This window comes from Citrobacter sp. MGH 55 (genome assembly GCF_016906145.1).
Classification (GTDB): Bacteria; Pseudomonadota; Gammaproteobacteria; order Enterobacterales; family Enterobacteriaceae; genus Citrobacter_A; species Citrobacter_A amalonaticus.
In genome coordinates this window covers 4,830,454-4,848,185 of the sequence record NZ_CP070239.1, presented here as the reverse complement: position 1 = coordinate 4,848,185, position 17,732 = coordinate 4,830,454, and the positions used below count along the sequence as shown (strand labels likewise).

The following is a 17,732-nucleotide window of genomic DNA, read 5'->3' as shown; positions in this document are numbered from 1 at the left end:
AAACCTTCCAGCAAGGGGAAGGTCAAGGGATTTGTTTTCACCCTGTTTTTTTAATGTTCCAGTGCGATGGCGCAGACATGTTCGAGGGTGGAAAGGTTGTTGTAAAGTTCCGGTAAGGTCATTTTTTTTCTAATCACGACTTTTAGATTAACCTCTATTTTCCCCTTTTTGATATCGCGGATGGTGATAGCTTCAATAATGTTTTTTTGCTGATTAATACTTTCCACCAGCGTTTGTAGTCCTGATTTTTCGTCAAGAATAATGCGAATCTTAACTTTACCGGGCAATTGATTTTTAGTTTGTAAAAAGATGACAAAATAGCTGAGCTTTATGGCCAGCAGGAACAAGCCTGTGGCAAGAAGAGCATGCATATAAAAACCGGCGCCACTGGTAATTCCCACTCCCGCAGAAGCCCATACAATGGCTGCGGTTGTCAGTCCGGAGATGGCGTCATCATGGCGATGAAGGATAACACCTGCACCGAGAAAGCCTACGCCGCTGATAATTTGTGCGGCCAGGCGCATCGGATCGCTACGTATATTCATCGAGATTTCCGCGTAATACTCTGCTGACTGAATAGAGACGATGGTCAGAACGCAGCTGGCGACGGAAATAATGACGCACGTTTTAAATCCTACAGGCTTTCCTTTCGATTCTCTTTCAAGACCGATGATCCCGCCGAGGATAAAAGCGACGCAAATTTTGCCCAGCGTAATTAACAGAGATTCTCCTTCACCGAATAAGAGGAAGGATAACGTATTCATATTTCCTCCGGAAAACTCACCTCAAACAGCGTAAAAAGGTCTCCTTTTCTGACCCGTAACGCTAGGCGCGGTAGGTATGGATATAGTGCTCAATCAGCGAAAGAAGTCGTCGGTTATCGATGCTCTGCAGAATTTTTACCCGCGCACCTTTTGGTTCAGGGATTCCTACATTGAGACGCAACGTGTCACGTCCATAGCGACAGGTCATACCGCGCGTGATGCCTTCCAGAGAGACATCCAGGTAATCTTCCTCCATTGTTGCCAGAGAGGGGTCCAGTAACCAGGCAACGGTTAACGCATCGTGGATCCAACATCCGGGCAGATGGCGGGTTTGCATCGAGTAGGTGATCCACGGGCGAATGGTTTGCGCCAGATAACGGCTAAGCCCGTTTTCTGTTTTTGCCAGACGATCCAAATCGGCGTGAAGCATTTGAGTTTTCGTTGTCACATCCATCGGGACCAGCGTGACGGGGGCGCCGCTGGTAAGCACCGCATGAGCCGCCTCAGGATCCAGACCAAAATTGGTATCTTTCAGGTAGCCCGGCACATTGAATACGCCGCCCATAACAACGATATTTTTGACCGCGTGAACAATCTGCGGGTAAAGCTGCAGGGCAATGGCCACATTGGTGAGTGGACCGGTAGCAACCAACGTGATTTCACCAGGGTTATTACAGATGAGTTCACCTATCGCCTCGGGTGCATGGGGGGGCACCTGCTGGCACAATGCCGGGGCAGGAACTTCCGACCAGAGTTGCCGTAAGCCAAACTGATCGACACCCTGATCCAGTTTTTCACGCCAGGGAAGCGGATCTTCCCGGAGCGCACGCGAGGCTCCACGGTAAACAGAAACGGGAATAGCCAATTGCGCAATGAGATCTTTAGCGACGGCATATCCCACGTCTGCCGGTGTATTTCCTGCGACAGTGGTGATCATCTCCAGAGTGATTTGCGGAGCGGCAATCGCCAGCGCCAGCGCCAGACCGTCATCAATATTCGCGCCGGGAATGCCATTGCCTGGATCGCAGTCAATTATGATACGCATCGATGTATTTTCACGTTGTCTCGGGTTGTACTTCATGTCCCTGGCAGCCACACGATTCTCCTGTTCGTAAATAAAACTCAAATTCAACGCGGCGAACCTCTCCATCCCAATTTTTCAGCATGTCAATTGCCGCACGGGCCATCTTATCGACCGGTTGCAGAACGGCGGTCAAAGAAGGGACGTTGTAAGCCGATTCATGTGTTGCGTTAAAACAGACCAGTGCAACATCTTCAGGAACGCGCAGCCCATGTTCCGCCAGGGCGCGTAAGCAACCCAGTGCCTGCTGTTCATTCGTCGCGAACAACGCGCGCGGTGGCTGGCGTTGCAGCATACGTTTTGTCGCCTCGTAACCTCCGGCGCGGGTATAGTTGGTCGAAAAAATCCATGAAGGATTGACCATTAGCGATGAGGCTTCCAGCGCCTGCTGCCAGCCCCGGATACGATCCTGAGTATTCAGCATTTCACGCGGGCCACAGATGATGCCGATGTCGCGGTATCCGTGATCAATCAGATGTTGGGTTACCTGCATCGCCGCCTGTTGTTCATCAACCTGGATAACGCTGACGTTAAGTCCAGGATCCACGCGATCGAGCATAACGCAGGGCGTACCGCTCTCCTGAATCAAATTGATATAAGGATGGCGATCCACACTGGTGTAGATCAGCCCGTCAACCTGGCGGTGCAACATATTATTAATCAGTTCACGTTCACGGCAGCTGCTGTCGCCCGCATCACCCAGCAGGAGTACTTTGCCATCAGCAAATGCTTCGTGTTGCAGAGCATGAGCCATAGAGGCGATAAACGGGTTTGAGATATCCGGTGCGACAAGCCCATAAGTTTGTGTACTCCCTGAAGCCAGCGCACGCGCGATGCCATTGGGTCGATAGCCGGTTTTCTTAATGGCTTGTAGTACACGTTGCCGGGTCGCTTCGGCAACGGGACGTGGACCATTATTAATAACGTAACTAACGACAGCGACGGACGTTCCCGCTTCTTTTGCCACGTCAGAACGTGTTACGCGTTGCGAATGTGATTGAGTCACGAGGCACCTACCTGATTGCGTTCAGAGTGATTTTTTCCAGACAGCATAAGGCGTTATGACCCAAAAATCTTTGGTAAAGAACGCGCATCTCACGTTCTCTGGCCTCAAATTGCATCCTCGGGTAAGTTAAGATCCCGTCCACGGGTTTCTGGTGCAAAGAACGTGGTTACCAGTCCAATTGTGGCCATCAGAGCGAAATAGAGAGCGATTGGCCACCAGTGCCCATAAAACGAGAGCAATGCAGAGGCGATAAGTGGCGCTGTCCCGCCAGACATAATCGAACCGAGCTCTTTTGCAAATGCCATTTTGGTATAACGATTCGTGACACCGAAAAGCTCAACGCCCCATGCAGCCTGAACACCAAAAATACCCAGTGAAGCGATTCCCATCCCGGTAATGATCGTTGGGATGACAATCCATGGCTCACGAGAATCCAGCAGCATGAATGCCGGAAAAGCATACAGGATCAGTAATAAGCAGAACCAACGATAGACGATCCGTCTGCCGAATCGATCGGAAAGCCAGCCCGCCAGAGGAATAATGGCAAATCCCAGAACCGATGCGATAAACACCGCCACGGTCGGCACTGATTTATCCACCATCAGCACTTTAGCGACATAGCCAATGATAAATCCCTGTGCCAGGTAGGAGGGGCCATTCTCGCCAATGCGTAAGCCGACCATGGTCCAGAACGCACGGGTTCGTTTCCAGAAGCTACGTGTATCATGCTGTTGCTGCGCTTTTCCCTCGCGAAGAACTTTTTCTCGCTCGGCCTGCAGGAGGGCCTTTTGACGTTCAAAAACGGGCGTTTCACGCATATGGCGACGAATTAATAGCGCAGCAGCGGCGATAAGAATGCTGCAAAGAAAAGGAATACGCCATCCCCAGCTTAATAAGTCATCTTTGTCCATTTGCAGGACGATTAGCCAAACCAACGAAGCCAGTAATGTTCCGCTGTTTGAGCCCAGCGCGATAATCGAGGAAACCAGCCCACGGCGTTTAACGGGAGCATATTCACCGAGCATCACGGTACCGCCTGAAAGTTCCGCTCCGGCCCCCAGGCCCTGAGAAAATCGAAGGATAACCAGGCATACCGGCGCCCAGACGCCTATCTGGGCGTAGCTGGGGATTAAACCTATTAGCATGGTCGACGTGCCCATCAACCCAATCGTGATAACCATGACAATCTTCCGGCCATGTTTATCGCCTATCCAGCCGAACAGAAGTGCGCCGATGGGGCGAGCAATAAACCCAACGGAATAGGCGGCAAAGCTGGAAAGTAACGCCATGACAGGTGTCGCTTCTGGAAAAAAGACATCGCCAAAGATAATGCCTGCGGCAAGGCCGTACAGGGCAAAATCGGCATACTCCATCGTGGTGCCTAACCAGCAGGAAAATGTCGCTCGCCAAAATTCGCGGCGTCCTTCGGGGGTTTCCAGCCGCTCCTGAGCGGCTTGTTGGTTGTCCGTCAGGGGAACAGAGGATGAATGCGTGTTCATAAGAACTCCTTGAAGTTATCTGTCGACATACGTCGCAGGCTTGTGCTCTTCACGTTCTACTCGCGTAGATATTATATTTTTACCGGAGATTAATAAATCTACCCGCGTAGAATGATCAAGTAAAAGAGTTAAAATTGCGAAAGCGATCACTTATAACAGGCAATTGTTACAGAAAAAGGTACGCCTGCTTCGATGTTCTTCACTGTTTATGAAGTACGAACGTTCGACGGTTCCGGAAATGTGAAAGTGGCAGTGGTAACGCCCGCGACCTGTGAAGTGACAGGAGGTTACTGGCATCTATAGGATGGGTGTGTGGTGTCAGCCACAAGTACGTTATAATGACACCATGCCATAGCTTAAGGTGCGGAGGACGTGTGAATATCAGCGATGTAGCAAAAAAAACCGGTTTAACCAGTAAAGCGATCCGCTTTTATGAAGAAAAAGGGCTGGTCACGCCGCCGCTGCGTGGTGAAAACGGTTATCGCACCTACGGGCAACAGCATCTCAATGAACTGACGCTGCTGCGCCAGGCACGCCAGGTCGGATTCAACCTTGAAGAGTGCGGTGAACTGGTAAATCTGTTCAACGATCCAGGGCGTCACAGCGCGGATGTCAAAAAGCGGACGCTGGAGAAAGTGGCTGAAATTGAGCGCCATATCAGTGAATTACAGTCAATGCGCGTACAGTTGCTGGCGCTGGCAGAGTCGTGTCCGGGCGATGACAGCGCGGAATGCCCTATTATTGATAACCTTTCTGGCTGTTGCCACCACAAGGCGCAGGTTTAACGCGCGTCGGGATTAAGCATAAAGACCACCGTGCCGCGATACCACGGGGATGTGCGTAACTGCGCTTCCGCCTGGCTTTCCCGCTTACCGTGCTGTACCAGACCAAGCTTAAAGGGAATTCGCAAGCGGGTGAGGGCGGGCAGGTAGTCCTGATAATTCGTCACCGTGTGCCGTCCCTGATAGCTCTGCACTACCAGTTCATCGATTGGCAGCGCGTTCAGCGTTGCAATGTCACCGGTTTTCGCCCAGTCCAGCAATCCGGTTACCCCAAGAGCAAAATCGGGTGGTAGTTGTTGGCGCAATTCCCGCAGAAAGTGGGCATAGTCGGCGAGTTGATGCGTCGCGGCGTCAAAATCGACCTGTAGCCCTACCACCTGATTTCCCGCCGCCTGCCAGCGCTGCATCAACCGCACGATGCGTGCCGTAATCGCGTCCGCAACGTCGAGCGTGGTAAAGCGCACGGTAAGCCAGATGGACGGAAACGTCAGGCGGCTGACGGGAAGTCCCAGACGCTGAAACTCCGCGCCCTTTGCCCGCATCAATACTTCCCCCTGATGCAGATAGACCGTTTGGGCGCCTCTCAGTTCATCACTGGCTTTCACCCCTGACCAGAGCCAGAAGGCGGGATGTTCGCGGGCGATAACCGTCTCATCCGCCTGCGCCTGTCCCGCCAGTAGCGCGATTACCAGTAGTATTTGAGTTTTTGCGCCCACGGACTGCCCGGATACTGGGTTTTCAACTGCGTGAACCAGCCTTTGCGCTGCTGTTTGTCCACCTCTTCTCCGCCACACTCATTCGTGCCGGACGGGGCGTAACACATGATGGCGCGATACAGTGCGTAACTTCTGTCTTCGTGCTCGGCTTTCGGCGAGGTGATGACCTGCTGGTAGTAACTCTGGCGATCATACTGCCCAACCGGACGCTTGCGGTCGATAGCGGCCTCCAGCACGCCATTCCCTGCGCTGTCTTTCCACAAATCGACATGGGTTTGCGACGTGCGGAAGAACTCACCCAGACAGTTCAGCGCATGGGCATCATCGGGTTTTTTGCTCAGCGTGCCGATGGTCTCATTGAGGCTGCGGCACACGTAACCGACTTCAGCGGCGTCACCGTTCCAGTCAAACGTGCTCAAATTGACGTCGTCGAATGCTTCGCCGATCACCGGTTGTGTGATGGCGCTGGCGAGTTTGCGGTCCTGCAGCCAGTCGCTAAAGCGGTTTTCTGTGAGATCGCGCACCAGCAGCGTATGCAGCGCGATAGTGCGTTCTTCGTTATTCGGTCCCTGGCTGACCTGCTGACGCAACTGTTCAGGCGTCGCCACGGTTTTCAGTACCCGGGAACGATAACGCAGGTTGGTGACCGCGCTGTCCGGGGCAAAAACCGCCACCGTATCGCCACTGTACACCAGCGTGGCCGCCAGTTTTGCCTGCACATACTGCTGCTGTTCGTTATCCTGGCTCAGCTTCAGCAGTGTCGACCAGAAATCACGCGCCGCTGACCACTGCTTTTGACCCATCAGCGCGTTACCGTAGAGAACCTGTTCGCTGAAAGCGAGGATATCGTGAGCCGGTAGTTTTTGCGCCGGGGTAACCGCCTGAAGAATCGCAGCATTGTTTTCTGTCGCCAGCCACAGGTTGAGTTGCAGATCGCGCCACAGCGGCAGTTTTCCGCTTTTTTCAAAAACCGGTTTGCTGGCATCCAGGTTAGCCTGCGTCAGGGTTGGCTTCTGGTCGCTGTTCAGACGAAGGGCGCGCAGCATCTCGGTATAGCTGACGAGAGGGGCGTCGGCGAACGCCTCCTGTACCGATTGATCGTAAAACTGCCTGCCATAGACATTATCGTATTCAATCACCCGGTTTCGCAGCGTCTGCGCATCGGCGGCCTGCCGGAATGCCTGCTCATACAATCCTGCAAGCGACGTCCAGTCCTGCAAATACCAGTGGATGCGACGCAGCATGCCGTGTGCGGAATCGGCATAGCGGCCTTCAGGCCAGCGCTGGAGATAGGTTTGCGCCTCTTTTTGCGCGAGTAAGGCGTCTTCACGGTTTATTCGCGCGATATCAAAATCGCCATATTCGCCGACGCTGTTCTGGCTGCTTTTGTTCAGCGCTGTGCGCATCAGCATATATTGCGCGGTTTCCGCCAGCCACGGGCGATCGCTCTTAAGCAGCGACGTGAAGACCTGCGCCGCGCTTTCGTATTCACCCGCGTAAAAATGGGCTGCGGCGATCAGATAGGTTTTATACGCCAGGGCAGGTGAGTCCGCCGGGAGCGTAGTGAGAGAGGCCGTGATTTGCTCTGCGCTGGCCCCGGAATAGAGTCCCAGACGTGCCTGCGCCAGCGCCTGCTTTTGTTCTGCTGTCAGCGTAGCATCGCTCAGTAGCGCGGCAAAAAACTGACTGACGCTGTCGGTATTATTGGAGACAAAACGGTTTTCCTGCTCACCGTCGTGGTTGAATTCAACCGCCGCTACCTGCAGCGTTGCCATCTGCTGAGCGAGTGTATTGGGTGCATTCTGCGTTTGTGCAGGCAAGTCCGTGCGGACATCAGCGTCATCCCACTGCGGGTGATAAGCAAAATAGAAATCGCGTGAGCGGGTGATATCCGCAGGCATCGACTGAACGGGCACAGCAAACGACTTTGCCTCACTCAGCAGGCGCAACAGGTTATCGCGTGAATCATTATCGGGCGTCAGAACAGGGGCGCCTTTTAGCAGACAGCGCGCGTCGCTCCAGGTGCAGTCTGCGATATCAAACGAGGCGAATGCCTGAGGGGCGGCGCTCGCCAGTAATGCACAAAAGCTAAATGCCAGAGGCGTCTTCCTGACCATCATGCGATTCCTGTCATCGGTTTTATCGGGTAAGGGGTCTGATATAGAGCGTGATGCCTTCAACGGCAATCACTTCAACGTGCGTGCCGGCGGGTAGATCGTCGCTGGCGTTGACCGGCCATGAACTGTCGCCAACCCGCATGTGTCCACGACCATTGACCAGAGACGACTCCAGGACAAACCGACGGCCGACCAGTTGCTGGCCGCGCTGGTTGAGCTGACTGTCTGCCGGTTTTTGTTCACGAACGCGTTTCGCCATCCACTTCCACCAGAACCAGGCGGCAAGCAGCGTTAAGACGGCAAAGATAACACCCTGCCATTCCCAGTCGACGGGCAACAGCCAGACCAGAATGCCGGTAATGACCGCCGCGACGCCGCTCCACAACAGATAACCGTTGCCGCCCAGCATCTCAGCGGCCAGAAGCAGACCGCCAAGGCTGAGCCAGAAAATATGGGGATGCCCCACAATCATCTCGATCATTATTTATTCCGTTCGCTGGCGCTGTCCTTGATCAGTTCAGTGATCCCGGCAATGGAACCCATCAGGCTGCTGGCATCCAGTGGCATCATCACCACTTTACTGTTACTGGACGAGCCGATTTGCTGTAGCGCTTCGGTATATTTCTGCGCCACAAAGTAATTCACCGCCTGAATATCACCGGAGGCGATCGCTTCAGACACCATTTTGGTCGCGCGGGCTTCCGCTTCAGCGGAACGTTCGCGGGCTTCTGCCTGTAAGAAGGCGGATTGACGTTCCCCTTCAGCTTTCAGGATCTGCGACTGTTTTTCCCCTTCTGCCTTAAGGATTTCCGCCTGGCGCACCCCTTCGGCTTCAAGAATATACGCACGTTTAGTACGTTCCGCTTTCATCTGGGCGTTCATGGAGGAGATCAGTTCAGCCGGTGGGCGGACATCGCGAATCTCGATACGCGTGACTTTAATGCCCCAGGGATTGGTGGCCTCATCGACGATATGCAGCAGTCGGGTATTGATGCTGTCACGCTGGGAGAGCATTTCATCAAGCTCCATCGACCCCAGAACGGTACGGATGTTGGTCATAGTGAGGTTGATGATCGCCAGTTCCAGATTGCTGACCTCATAGGCCGCACGCGGCGCGTCAATCACCTGAATAAAGCAGACGGCATCAATGGTGACGTTGGCGTTATCTTTCGAGATCACTTCCTGCGAGGGAATATCCAGCACCTGCTCCATCATATTGATTTTACGGCCAATCCGGTCCATGAACGGCACAACGATGCTTAAGCCCGGTTGCAGCGTTTTGGTATAGCGGCCAAATCGCTCTACTGTCCACTGATACCCCTGGGGAACAATTTTCACGCCGGCGCCGACGATGACCAGCGCGACAAAAATGAGAATAGGAATAACAATAAGCATTGAAAAACCTCCTGTTGAACTGTCCATGATGTCGAGATTGGCGATGTAACTCTTGAAATTATACCTGATTCATTAAAGAGAGTTCCCCTCCTGTTAATTAGAGGGATACACTATTTTGTGATAAAACGCGAAAACAGGATAGATAATGCGTGAAAATAGCAGGTTGTTGCAGGTAAACAATGTGGGTTACCAGGTCGGGACCATCAAAATTCTGAATAACATCAGTTTTGACTTACGTCCTGGTGAATTTAAATTAATCACCGGCCCTTCCGGCTGCGGAAAAAGTACCTTACTGAAGATTATTGCGTCGTTGCTCAGTCCGAATAGCGGTGAGATCCGCTTTGGTGGAGAGGATATCGCTACTCTCAACCCGGAACATTATCGTCAACAGGTTTCGTATTGCGCCCAGACGCCCGCGCTGTTTGGCGATACGGTCTACGATAATCTGATCTTCCCCTGGCAAATCCGTAACCAGCGTCCAGATCCTGGGGCTTTTCTGGCGGACCTGGCCCGCTTTCAACTGCCGGAGTCGATTCTGGCGAAAAATATCAATGCGCTCTCCGGCGGCGAGAAGCAGCGCATTTCCCTGATCCGCAATTTACAGTTTTTACCGCAGGTTTTACTGCTTGATGAAATCACCAGCGCACTGGATGAAAGCAATAAGCGCAATGTGAATGAGATTATTCATCACTATGCTCGTGATAAGCAGATAGGGGTGCTGTGGGTGACTCACGATAAAGATGAAATTAATCATGCGGATGAAATAATCACTCTGATGCCGCATGCCGGAGAAATGCAGGAAGCGCGTAATGAATGAACATAATATTACTAACGAGTCACTGGCATTAGCGATGATGCTGGTGGTGGTGGCGATGCTGATAAGCCATAAAGAGAAACTGGCGCTGGAGAAAGATATTCTCTGGAGCGTCGCTCGCGCCGTGGTTCAACTTATTATCGTCGGCTATGTCCTGAAATATATCTTCGCGGTCAATCATGCTGTCCTGACGTTAGTGATGGTGTTATTCATCTGTTTTAACGCCGCGTATAACGCGCAGAAGCGCAGTAAATATATTGATAAAGCGTTTGTTTCCTCGTTTATTGCCATCACGACGGGGGCAGGGTTAACGCTGGCGGTGCTGGTGCTGTCGGGGTCGATTGAATTTATCCCGATGCAGGTGATCCCTATTTCCGGGATGATCGCTGGTAATGCGATGGTGGCCGTCGGATTATGCTACAACAATCTCGGTCAGCGTTTCAGCAGCGAACAACAGCAGATTCAGGAAAAACTCAGTCTTGGCGCCACGCCGAAAATGGCGTCTGCGGGCTTGATCCGCGACAGTATTCGCGCCTCGCTGATCCCAACGATCGACTCCGCGAAAACGGTCGGACTGGTGAGTTTGCCGGGGATGATGTCAGGGCTGATCTTTGCCGGTATCGATCCGGTCAAAGCGATTAAATATCAGATTATGGTGACCTTTATGTTGCTCTCAACGGCGAGCCTGTCGACCATCATTGCCTGCTATTTAACCTATCGGAAGTTTTACAACTCGCGCCACCAACTGGTGGTGACGCGTTTGAAGAAATCGTAACCAGCGACTTGCGTAGGCCCGATAAGCGTAGCGCCATCGGGCAACGTTAATCAGTACAACAGCGCGTAGAGCTGACGACGATATTTCGACGCCAGCGCGTCGCCGGTACCCAGTGCGGCAAGAATTTCCTGGAACGTTTTACGCGCCTGACCGTCTGCGGCGGCAAGATCTTTTTTCAGATGACTGAACAGCAGTTCCAGCGCTTCTTCGTTGCGTCCTACCTGATGCAGTTGCAGCGCCAACTGTGCGGCCAGTCCGGCGTCCTGCGGGTTTTCCGCCAACTGTTGTTGCAGTAGCTGAATCTCTGGCGTATCCGCCGCCTGTTTCAACAGTTCAATTTGCGCGACCAGCCCCTGATAACGGGTGTCCTGATCCTGAAGCGGAATGGTTTTCAGCACGGCTTCTGCATCTTCAGAGCGGTTGAGGGCAATCTGCGTTTCCGCCAGTAGCAGGCCGATTTCACTGCTCTGGTTAGATAGCTGCCAGGCGTCTTTCAACAGCGGCAGCGCTTCAATGTAGTTGTCTTCCTGCATCAGTTGCATGGCCTGTTGCGCTTTTAGCTCTTCTTCACGCGGCAGCACTTTGTCGAGCAGGGCGCGAATCACCTCTTCAGGCTGCGGTCCCTGGAAGCCGTCAACCGGCTGACCGTTCTGGAACAAATAGACGGTTGGAATAGCGCGCAGACCGAACTGAGAGGCAATCATCTGCTCGGCATCGCAGTCGAGCTTCGCCAGAATGAACTGACCGTTGTACTGTGCGGCAAGGCTTTCCAGCACCGGCGTCAGTTGCAGGCAGTGCTGGCTGCGTTCAGACCAGAAGTAGAACAGGACCGGCGTGGTCATCGACAGTTCTAAGGTCTGCTGCAGGTTCGCTTCGTTAATGTTGACAATATTCTGTGTGGACATGGAGTCGCTCTCTTGTGTCGATTTCTTTTTTACATGGGGGCTGACGCGTGCGCTTCAACTCATCCGTGCAAAATTTTGTCCATCAGGCGTCCCGGCAGCAGACGTTTGAGCAGCATGACGGCCCAGGTTACCAGCGTGACGGGATAGCGGAGTTTGGGTTTATCGCTGATAAAAGCATGGCGCACTTTGGCGACGACGGCTTCAGGATCGAGCGTAAAACGTGCGGCAATACCGGGGTTTTCCACCGGTTTGTCGTTCTGGGTCTGGTTAACGTTTTCCGTAAAGCGCGTGCGAATAGGGCCGGGTTCAATCAGGCTGACCTTAATTCCGCTGTGACGTAGCTCCATGCGTAACGCATCTGACCAGGCTTCCAGCGCGTATTTACTGGCCGCGTAGGCGCCGCGTCCGGGTGTGGAGATAAGCCCCATCACCGAGGAGGTCATCACGATCCGACCTTCGCCGTGCGGCAGCATGGCCGGTAACAGACGCATCGTGAGCTGATGAGCGCCAAAGAAATTGGCGGAAAATTGCTGCTCCATCTGCGCGCGGCTGATGGTGGGCAGCGGACCGTAAACGCCGTACCCGGCATTGTTAAAGATCCCGTATAAGCAGTTATCGGTCAGGGCGATCACCTCGTCAGCGGCGCGATCCACGCTCTCAGGCGAGTCGAGGTCGATCAATACGCCGGTGAATCCCATATTATTCATACGCGTGACATCGTCGGGTTTGCGGCAGCCGGCGAGAACCTGAAAACCCTGACGCTTCAGCTCAAGCGCGCTTTCCAGGCCGATACCGCTGGAACACCCTGTTATTAAGACCGATTTTTGCATAACTTTACCTGTCAGGATCTCCGTTGAATTAAGACTCGTGTTTTACTAAAGGACTCAGCTGCTTCGCCATCCAGTCAGCGATAAACGGCTGGGCATCGCGGTTAGGATGGATACCATCATCCTGCATCCACTGCGGTTTTAGATAGACCTCTTCCATAAAAAAGGGTAACAGAGGAATATCAAATTCTTTGGCGAGCTTTGGATAGAGCGCGCTAAAGGTTTCATTATACCGACGGCCATAGTTTGCAGGCAGGCGAATTTGCATCAGCAACGGCTCGGCATTCGCCGCCTTCACCTCCTGCACGATGGTACGCAACGTTTGTTCGGTCTGTTGCGGCGCAAAGCCGCGTAGCCCGTCGTTGCCGCCCAGCTCAACCAGCACCCAGCGCGGTTGATGCTGTTTGAGTAGCGCAGGCAGGCGCGCCAGCGCTTGCTGGGAGGTGTCGCCGCTGATGCTGGCGTTCACCACGGTGGTTTTGCTCTGCCATTTGTCGTTGAGCAGTGCAGGCCAGGCGGCACTGGCGGACATTCGGTACCCGGCGCTCAGGCTGTCGCCGAGGATTAACAACGTGTCAGCCGCAGCGGCCCGACAGGTAAACAGGATCAGGAACAGGAAAGGCAAATGCCAGCGGAAAACATTGTTGAAGTTCATCATCTTAAGAAGTCCGTCGGTCAGGGGGAGCACGAGCTTTCCATCCTTACCGGAGTTGACCTGGTTGTCAAACGCGCCGAGACCATTGCGCTGATTGGCGAGTCGGGTTCAGGGAAATCTACGCTGCTGGCGATCCTCGCCGGACTGGACGATGGCACCGACGGCGCCGTCAATCTGGTGGGGAAACCGTTGCATCAGATGGATGAAGAGGCTCGGGCTCAACTGCGTGCACAGCATGTCGGTTTTGTCTTTCAGTCATTTATGTTGATTCCCACGCTGAATGCACTGGAAAACGTCGAACTTCCCGCACTACTGCGCGGCGAAAACAGCGGACAAAGTAAAGCGGGAGCGAAAGCCCTGCTGGAACAACTGGGTCTGGGCAAGCGTCTGGACCATCTTCCGGCGCAGCTTTCCGGTGGTGAGCAGCAGCGCGTGGCGCTGGCGCGCGCTTTTAATGGTCGCCCGGACGTCCTGTTTGCCGATGAACCAACGGGGAACCTCGACCGGCAGACCGGTGAGAAAATTGCCGATCTGCTCTTTTCGCTTAACCGCGAACACGGCACCACGCTGATTCTGGTGACTCACGATCCGCAACTGGCGGCGCGCTGCAACCGACGACTGCGCCTGGTGAATGGACAGTTGCAGGAGGAGGCATGATCGCACGCTGGTTCTGGCGCGAATGGCGCTCGCCGTCGCTGTTGATTGTCTGGCTGGCGCTGAGTCTGGCGGTGGCCTGCGTGTTGGCGCTGGGCAACATCAGCGACCGGATGGAAAAAGGGTTAAGTCAGCAAAGCCGCGAGTTCATGGCGGGGGACCGGGCACTGCGCAGCTCACGCGAGGTGCCGCAGGCGTGGATTGATGACGCGCGTCAGCGCGGTCTGAAGGTCGGAGAACAACTGACCTTTGCCACCATGACCTTTGCCGGCGATACGCCACAGCTGGCGAACGTCAAAGCGGTCGATGACATCTATCCGATGTACGGCGAGCTGGAAACCAATCCGCCGGGGCTCAAGCCGCAGCAGGGAACGGTACTGTTGGCGCCGCGACTGATGGCGTTGCTGAACCTGAAAATCGGCGACACTATTGATGTCGGCGACGCCACGCTGCGCATTGCTGGGGAAGTGGTGCAGGAGCCAGACTCCGGCTTTAACCCCTTCCAGATGGCGCCGCGCCTGTTAATGAATACAGCGGATGTTGCGAAAACCGGTGCCGTGCAGCCCGGCAGTCGCGTCACGTGGCGCTATAAATTTGGTGGCACGCCGCAACAGCTTGACGGCTATGAAAAGTGGCTACTACCGCAGTTGAAGCCGGAACATCGCTGGTACGGACTTGAACAGGACGACGGCGCGCTAGGCAAATCCCTGGAGCGTTCGCAACAATTTCTTCTTCTTTCGGCACTGTTAACACTGCTGCTGGCCGTCGCTGCCGTGGCGGTGGCGATGAATCACTACTGTCGCAGTCGTTATGATCTGGTGGCGATTCTGAAAACGCTCGGTGCGGGCAGGGCACAACTGCGAAAACTGATTGTTGGGCAGTGGCTGATGGTACTGGCGCTTTCCGCCGTGACGGGCGGGGCGATCGGCCTGTTATTCGAAAAGATGCTAATGGTACTGCTTAAACCGGTGCTGCCCGCCGCGCTGCCGCCTGCCAGTTTCTGGCCGTGGATCTGGGCGTTGGGCACCATGACGGTGATCTCGCTGCTGGTCGGTTTGCGTCCCTATCGCTTGTTATTAGCTACCCAACCGCTGCGCGTCTTGCGTCGTGACGTGGTGGCCAACGTCTGGCCGCTGAAATTCTATTTGCCGATCGTGACCGTGGTGGTGGTGCTGTTACTGGCCGGGTTAATGGGCGGCAGTCCGTTGCTGTGGGCGGTGCTGGCGGGGGCGGTCGTGCTGGCGCTGCTGTGCGGCGTGTTGGGCTGGATGCTGCTGAACGTTCTGCGTGGGATGACGCTGTCGTCGTTGCCGCTGCGCCTCGCGGTCAGTCGCCTGCTACGTCAGCCGTGGTCGACGCTGAGCCAGCTGTCAGCGTTTTCGCTGTCGTTTATGCTACTGGCGCTGCTGCTGGTTTTACGCGGTGATCTGCTGGATCGCTGGCAGCAGCAGCTTCCGCCGGAAAGTCCCAATTATTTTCTGATCAACATTGCCCCAGAGCAGGTGCCGCAGGTGAAGGCATTTCTCTCCGAGCATCAGGTGATCCCGGAAGCGTTCTACCCGATCGTGCGGGCGCGGTTGACGGCGATAAATAACACGCCGACAGAAGGGGGACAAGATGAGTCTCTGAATCGTGAGCTGAATCTGACCTGGCAGGATACCCGTCCGGATCACAACCCCATCACCGCCGGTAACTGGCCGCCAGAAAAAGGCGAGGTATCAATGGAAGAGGGACTGGCAAAACGGCTGAACGTTTCACTCGGCGACAGCGTCACTTTTATGGGTGACACTCAGGCGTTCAGTGCGAAGGTGACCAGTTTGCGCCGGGTCGACTGGGAAAGCCTGCGCCCTAACTTCTTCTTTATCTTCCCGTCCGGCGCGCTGGATGGTCAGCCGCAAAGCTGGCTGACCAGCTTCCGCTGGGAAAACGGCAACGGCATGCTGACGCAACTTAATCGTGAGTTCCCGACGATTAGCCTGTTAGACATCGGCGCGATCCTTAAGCAGGTAGGGCAGGTGCTGGAGCAGGTTAGCCGGGCGCTGGAGGTCATGGTTGTGCTGGTAACCGCCTGCGGCATGCTGTTGCTACTGGCGCAGGTGCAGGTCGGCATGCGCCAGCGCCATCAGGAACTGGTGGTCTGGCGTACGTTAGGCGCGGGCAAAAAACTCCTGCGCACTACGCTGTGGTGTGAATTTGCCATGCTGGGGCTGGTCTCCGGGCTGGTGGCGTCCATCGGCGCGGAAACCGCGCTGGCGGTGCTGCAAACGCAGGTGTTTGACTTCCCGTGGGAACCTGACTGGCGCTTGTGGATTGTCCTGCCTCTTTGCGGCGCGCTTTTACTTTCTCTTTGCGGGGGCTGGCTCGGTGTCCGTCTGCTGAAAGGGAAAGCGTTGTTCCGTCAGTTTACTGTTTAATCCCGTGATAATGACGCGCCGGTTTTTATGCTGGCGCGTACTTTCTTAGTAGCATAAATTGATAACCCCTCGCTGTTTAACGGCACAAATCATTAAAAACCCGCCAACACGTCAGTGTTAATACCAGTTAATATTCAAGCGCTGAATAATTAGCAGGAAATCTATCAAGGAAAAATAATGACTATAAAAACAACAGCGCTGGCGGCATCGATCGGCGCAGCAGTGGCATTGACGTCTTTCGCCTCTCAGGCGGAAATCACCGTTCTGAAACAAGATCCGCAGGCGGGTAATCCGCTGAGCCGTCTCAACTTTACCGTTGGCGGGAGTATTCGTCCTCAGTTCCAGAACATGACGGGCGACGACGGCGCAAATGGCTATAAACGTAATGGCTTCGACGGCGGTACCCGTTTCCGCTTCGCGGCAGATTACTATCTGTTTGATGACATCAGTTGGATCAGCTTCTACGAGCTGGGCGTTAACATTCCGGCGCAGTTCAACTGGGACAACCACTATGCTGACGGCGCGCATGACACCACGCGTCGTATGCTGTACACCGGTCTGAAGAGCGATACCTGGGGTACGCTGACCTTCGGTCAACAGAACAGCATCTACTACGATGTGGTCGGTGCGAAAACCGATATCTGGGACTACGACATGATTGGTCAGGCACCGGGTAACGGGATTAACGGCGACTATGATGGTTCTTACCGTTCCCGCAAAATGCTGAAATATAAGAAAACGGTGGGTGATGTTGATCTCTACGCATCTTATCTGTTCAGCGACGACTACAACCCGAATAATGGCCTGAACTACAAGCGTAAAGGCGGTGGTTCACTGGGTGCGGATTATCACATTACGGACGATCTGAGCTGGGGTACGGCGTGGAACTACACCCGTGCGGAAATGCGCGGTAACGGCAACAAAACGTACGATCAGAATATCGTCGGTACGGCACTGAGCTGGACCCCGGATAACTGGACCTTCTCCATGGGCGGCGGCTGGTATCAGAACTTTATGACCACCAAAAAAGTGTCTGTTAACGACTACTTTGCCGGTGATGCGTGGGGTCTGGAATACTTTGCGGGCTATACATTCCCAATCAACCAGTATGCGTTGAAATCCGTTCAGCCGTACTTCATGGGTGACCGTATTGAATACGTGAATGGTCGCAACTACCTGCGTACCGACAACGGCGTGGGTATCAGTTTCCAGCTGGATTATGGTTTCCGTGTTGATTACGAACACGTCTTTACCTCCAGCACCGATAACCTGGGTGATATGAACCTGGTGCGTCTGCGTTACGACTTCTGAGTCTGATGCTGTGCCCG

Annotated in this window: 17 protein-coding genes; 6 read left to right on the top strand and 11 right to left on the bottom strand. The window is 54.2% G+C overall.

What is annotated here, in order from left to right; translation table 11 throughout:
* Window positions 1–50: 50 nt before the first annotated feature.
* The 4 genes from JTI98_RS20215 to JTI98_RS20200 all read right to left on the bottom strand — a co-directional run bounded on the left by JTI98_RS20215 (window position 51) and on the right by JTI98_RS20200 (window position 4,350).
* Window positions 51–764: an MgtC/SapB family protein gene (locus tag JTI98_RS20215; protein ID WP_046401497.1), complete on the bottom strand. Its 714-nt coding sequence runs from the start codon at window positions 762–764 to the stop codon at window positions 51–53.
* Between the two features lie 61 nt (window positions 765–825).
* Window positions 826–1,809: a nucleoside hydrolase gene (locus JTI98_RS20210; RefSeq protein WP_044265276.1), complete on the bottom strand. Its 984-nt coding sequence runs from the start codon at window positions 1,807–1,809 to the stop codon at window positions 826–828.
* Between the two features lie 10 nt (window positions 1,810–1,819).
* The gene (locus JTI98_RS20205) at window positions 1,820–2,851 is read right to left on the bottom strand and encodes a LacI family DNA-binding transcriptional regulator (protein ID WP_043001534.1); all 1,032 of its coding nucleotides are present in this window, start codon (window positions 2,849–2,851) and stop codon (window positions 1,820–1,822) included.
* A 104-nt stretch (window positions 2,852–2,955) separates the two neighbouring features.
* Complete coding sequence (locus JTI98_RS20200; protein WP_216081735.1) at window positions 2,956–4,350, bottom strand: MFS transporter; 1,395 nt, start codon at window positions 4,348–4,350, stop codon at window positions 2,956–2,958.
* Window positions 4,351–4,724: 374 nt separating this feature from the next.
* On the opposite strand from JTI98_RS20200, the gene cueR reads away from it, so the two are divergent.
* Entirely contained in the window at window positions 4,725–5,135 is a 411-nt protein-coding gene (gene cueR / locus JTI98_RS20195; protein ID WP_043001532.1) for a Cu(I)-responsive transcriptional regulator, read from the top strand.
* Here the strand turns inward: cueR and JTI98_RS20190 are convergent.
* From JTI98_RS20190 to JTI98_RS20175, 4 genes are read right to left on the bottom strand one after another with little or no spacing between them, the layout of a single operon-like run.
* On the bottom strand, window positions 5,132–5,848 hold the full coding sequence (locus JTI98_RS20190; RefSeq protein WP_044327900.1) for a DUF3142 domain-containing protein: 717 nt from the start codon (window positions 5,846–5,848) through the stop codon (window positions 5,132–5,134). The genes cueR and JTI98_RS20190 overlap by 4 nt on opposite strands.
* On the bottom strand, window positions 5,818–7,965 hold the full coding sequence (locus JTI98_RS20185) for a hypothetical protein (protein WP_216082277.1): 2,148 nt from the start codon (window positions 7,963–7,965) through the stop codon (window positions 5,818–5,820). Before JTI98_RS20185 ends, JTI98_RS20190 begins: the two co-directional genes overlap by 31 nt.
* 22 nt (window positions 7,966–7,987) lie before the next feature.
* Window positions 7,988–8,446, bottom strand: coding sequence for an NfeD family protein (locus JTI98_RS20180; protein ID WP_043001530.1), 459 nt, complete (start codon window positions 8,444–8,446; stop codon window positions 7,988–7,990).
* A complete protein-coding gene (locus tag JTI98_RS20175) occupies window positions 8,446–9,360 on the bottom strand; it encodes an SPFH domain-containing protein (protein ID WP_043001529.1) in 915 nt (304 codons plus the stop codon). Before JTI98_RS20175 ends, JTI98_RS20180 begins: the two co-directional genes overlap by 1 nt.
* A gap of 145 nt (window positions 9,361–9,505) precedes the next feature.
* Here JTI98_RS20175 and fetA point away from each other — a divergent pair, with 145 nt between their 5' ends.
* Window positions 9,506–10,177, top strand: a complete 672-nt coding sequence (gene fetA, locus JTI98_RS20170) for an iron ABC transporter ATP-binding protein FetA (RefSeq protein ID WP_044258908.1) — start codon at window positions 9,506–9,508, stop codon at window positions 10,175–10,177.
* Window positions 10,170–10,949 carry an iron export ABC transporter permease subunit FetB gene (gene fetB, locus JTI98_RS20165; RefSeq protein WP_043001527.1) on the top strand — a complete coding sequence of 260 codons (780 nt, stop codon included), beginning with the start codon at window positions 10,170–10,172 and terminating at the stop codon, window positions 10,947–10,949. The genes fetA and fetB overlap by 8 nt, the downstream gene beginning before the upstream one ends.
* A 50-nt stretch (window positions 10,950–10,999) precedes the next feature.
* Here fetB and JTI98_RS20160 read toward each other — a convergent pair whose 3' ends face one another.
* Genes JTI98_RS20160 through tesA form a run of 3 tightly spaced genes read right to left on the bottom strand, consistent with a single transcriptional unit; the run spans window position 11,000 to window position 13,339 of the window.
* The gene (locus JTI98_RS20160) at window positions 11,000–11,854 is read right to left on the bottom strand and encodes a co-chaperone YbbN (protein WP_216081734.1); all 855 of its coding nucleotides are present in this window, start codon (window positions 11,852–11,854) and stop codon (window positions 11,000–11,002) included.
* 59 nt (window positions 11,855–11,913) lie between these two features.
* Window positions 11,914–12,684, bottom strand: a complete 771-nt coding sequence (gene ybbO, locus JTI98_RS20155; protein WP_043001525.1) for an NADP(+)-dependent aldehyde reductase — start codon at window positions 12,682–12,684, stop codon at window positions 11,914–11,916.
* Between the two features lie 28 nt (window positions 12,685–12,712).
* Window positions 12,713–13,339, bottom strand: a complete 627-nt coding sequence (gene tesA, locus JTI98_RS20150; RefSeq protein WP_185957640.1) for a multifunctional acyl-CoA thioesterase I/protease I/lysophospholipase L1 — start codon at window positions 13,337–13,339, stop codon at window positions 12,713–12,715.
* On the opposite strand from tesA, the gene ybbA reads away from it, so the two are divergent.
* From ybbA to JTI98_RS20135, 3 genes are all read left to right on the top strand, one after another.
* Entirely contained in the window at window positions 13,307–13,993 is a 687-nt protein-coding gene (ybbA, locus tag JTI98_RS20145; RefSeq protein ID WP_044259018.1) for a putative ABC transporter ATP-binding protein YbbA, read from the top strand. The two genes, tesA and ybbA, sit on opposite strands and share 33 nt — an antisense overlap.
* Complete coding sequence (gene ybbP, locus JTI98_RS20140; RefSeq protein ID WP_086512642.1) at window positions 13,990–16,404, top strand: putative ABC transporter permease subunit YbbP; 2,415 nt, start codon at window positions 13,990–13,992, stop codon at window positions 16,402–16,404. The genes ybbA and ybbP overlap by 4 nt, the downstream gene beginning before the upstream one ends.
* A 177-nt stretch (window positions 16,405–16,581) precedes the next feature.
* On the top strand, window positions 16,582–17,715 hold the full coding sequence (locus JTI98_RS20135) for a porin (protein WP_044327903.1): 1,134 nt from the start codon (window positions 16,582–16,584) through the stop codon (window positions 17,713–17,715).
* Window positions 17,716–17,732 lie beyond the last annotated feature (17 nt).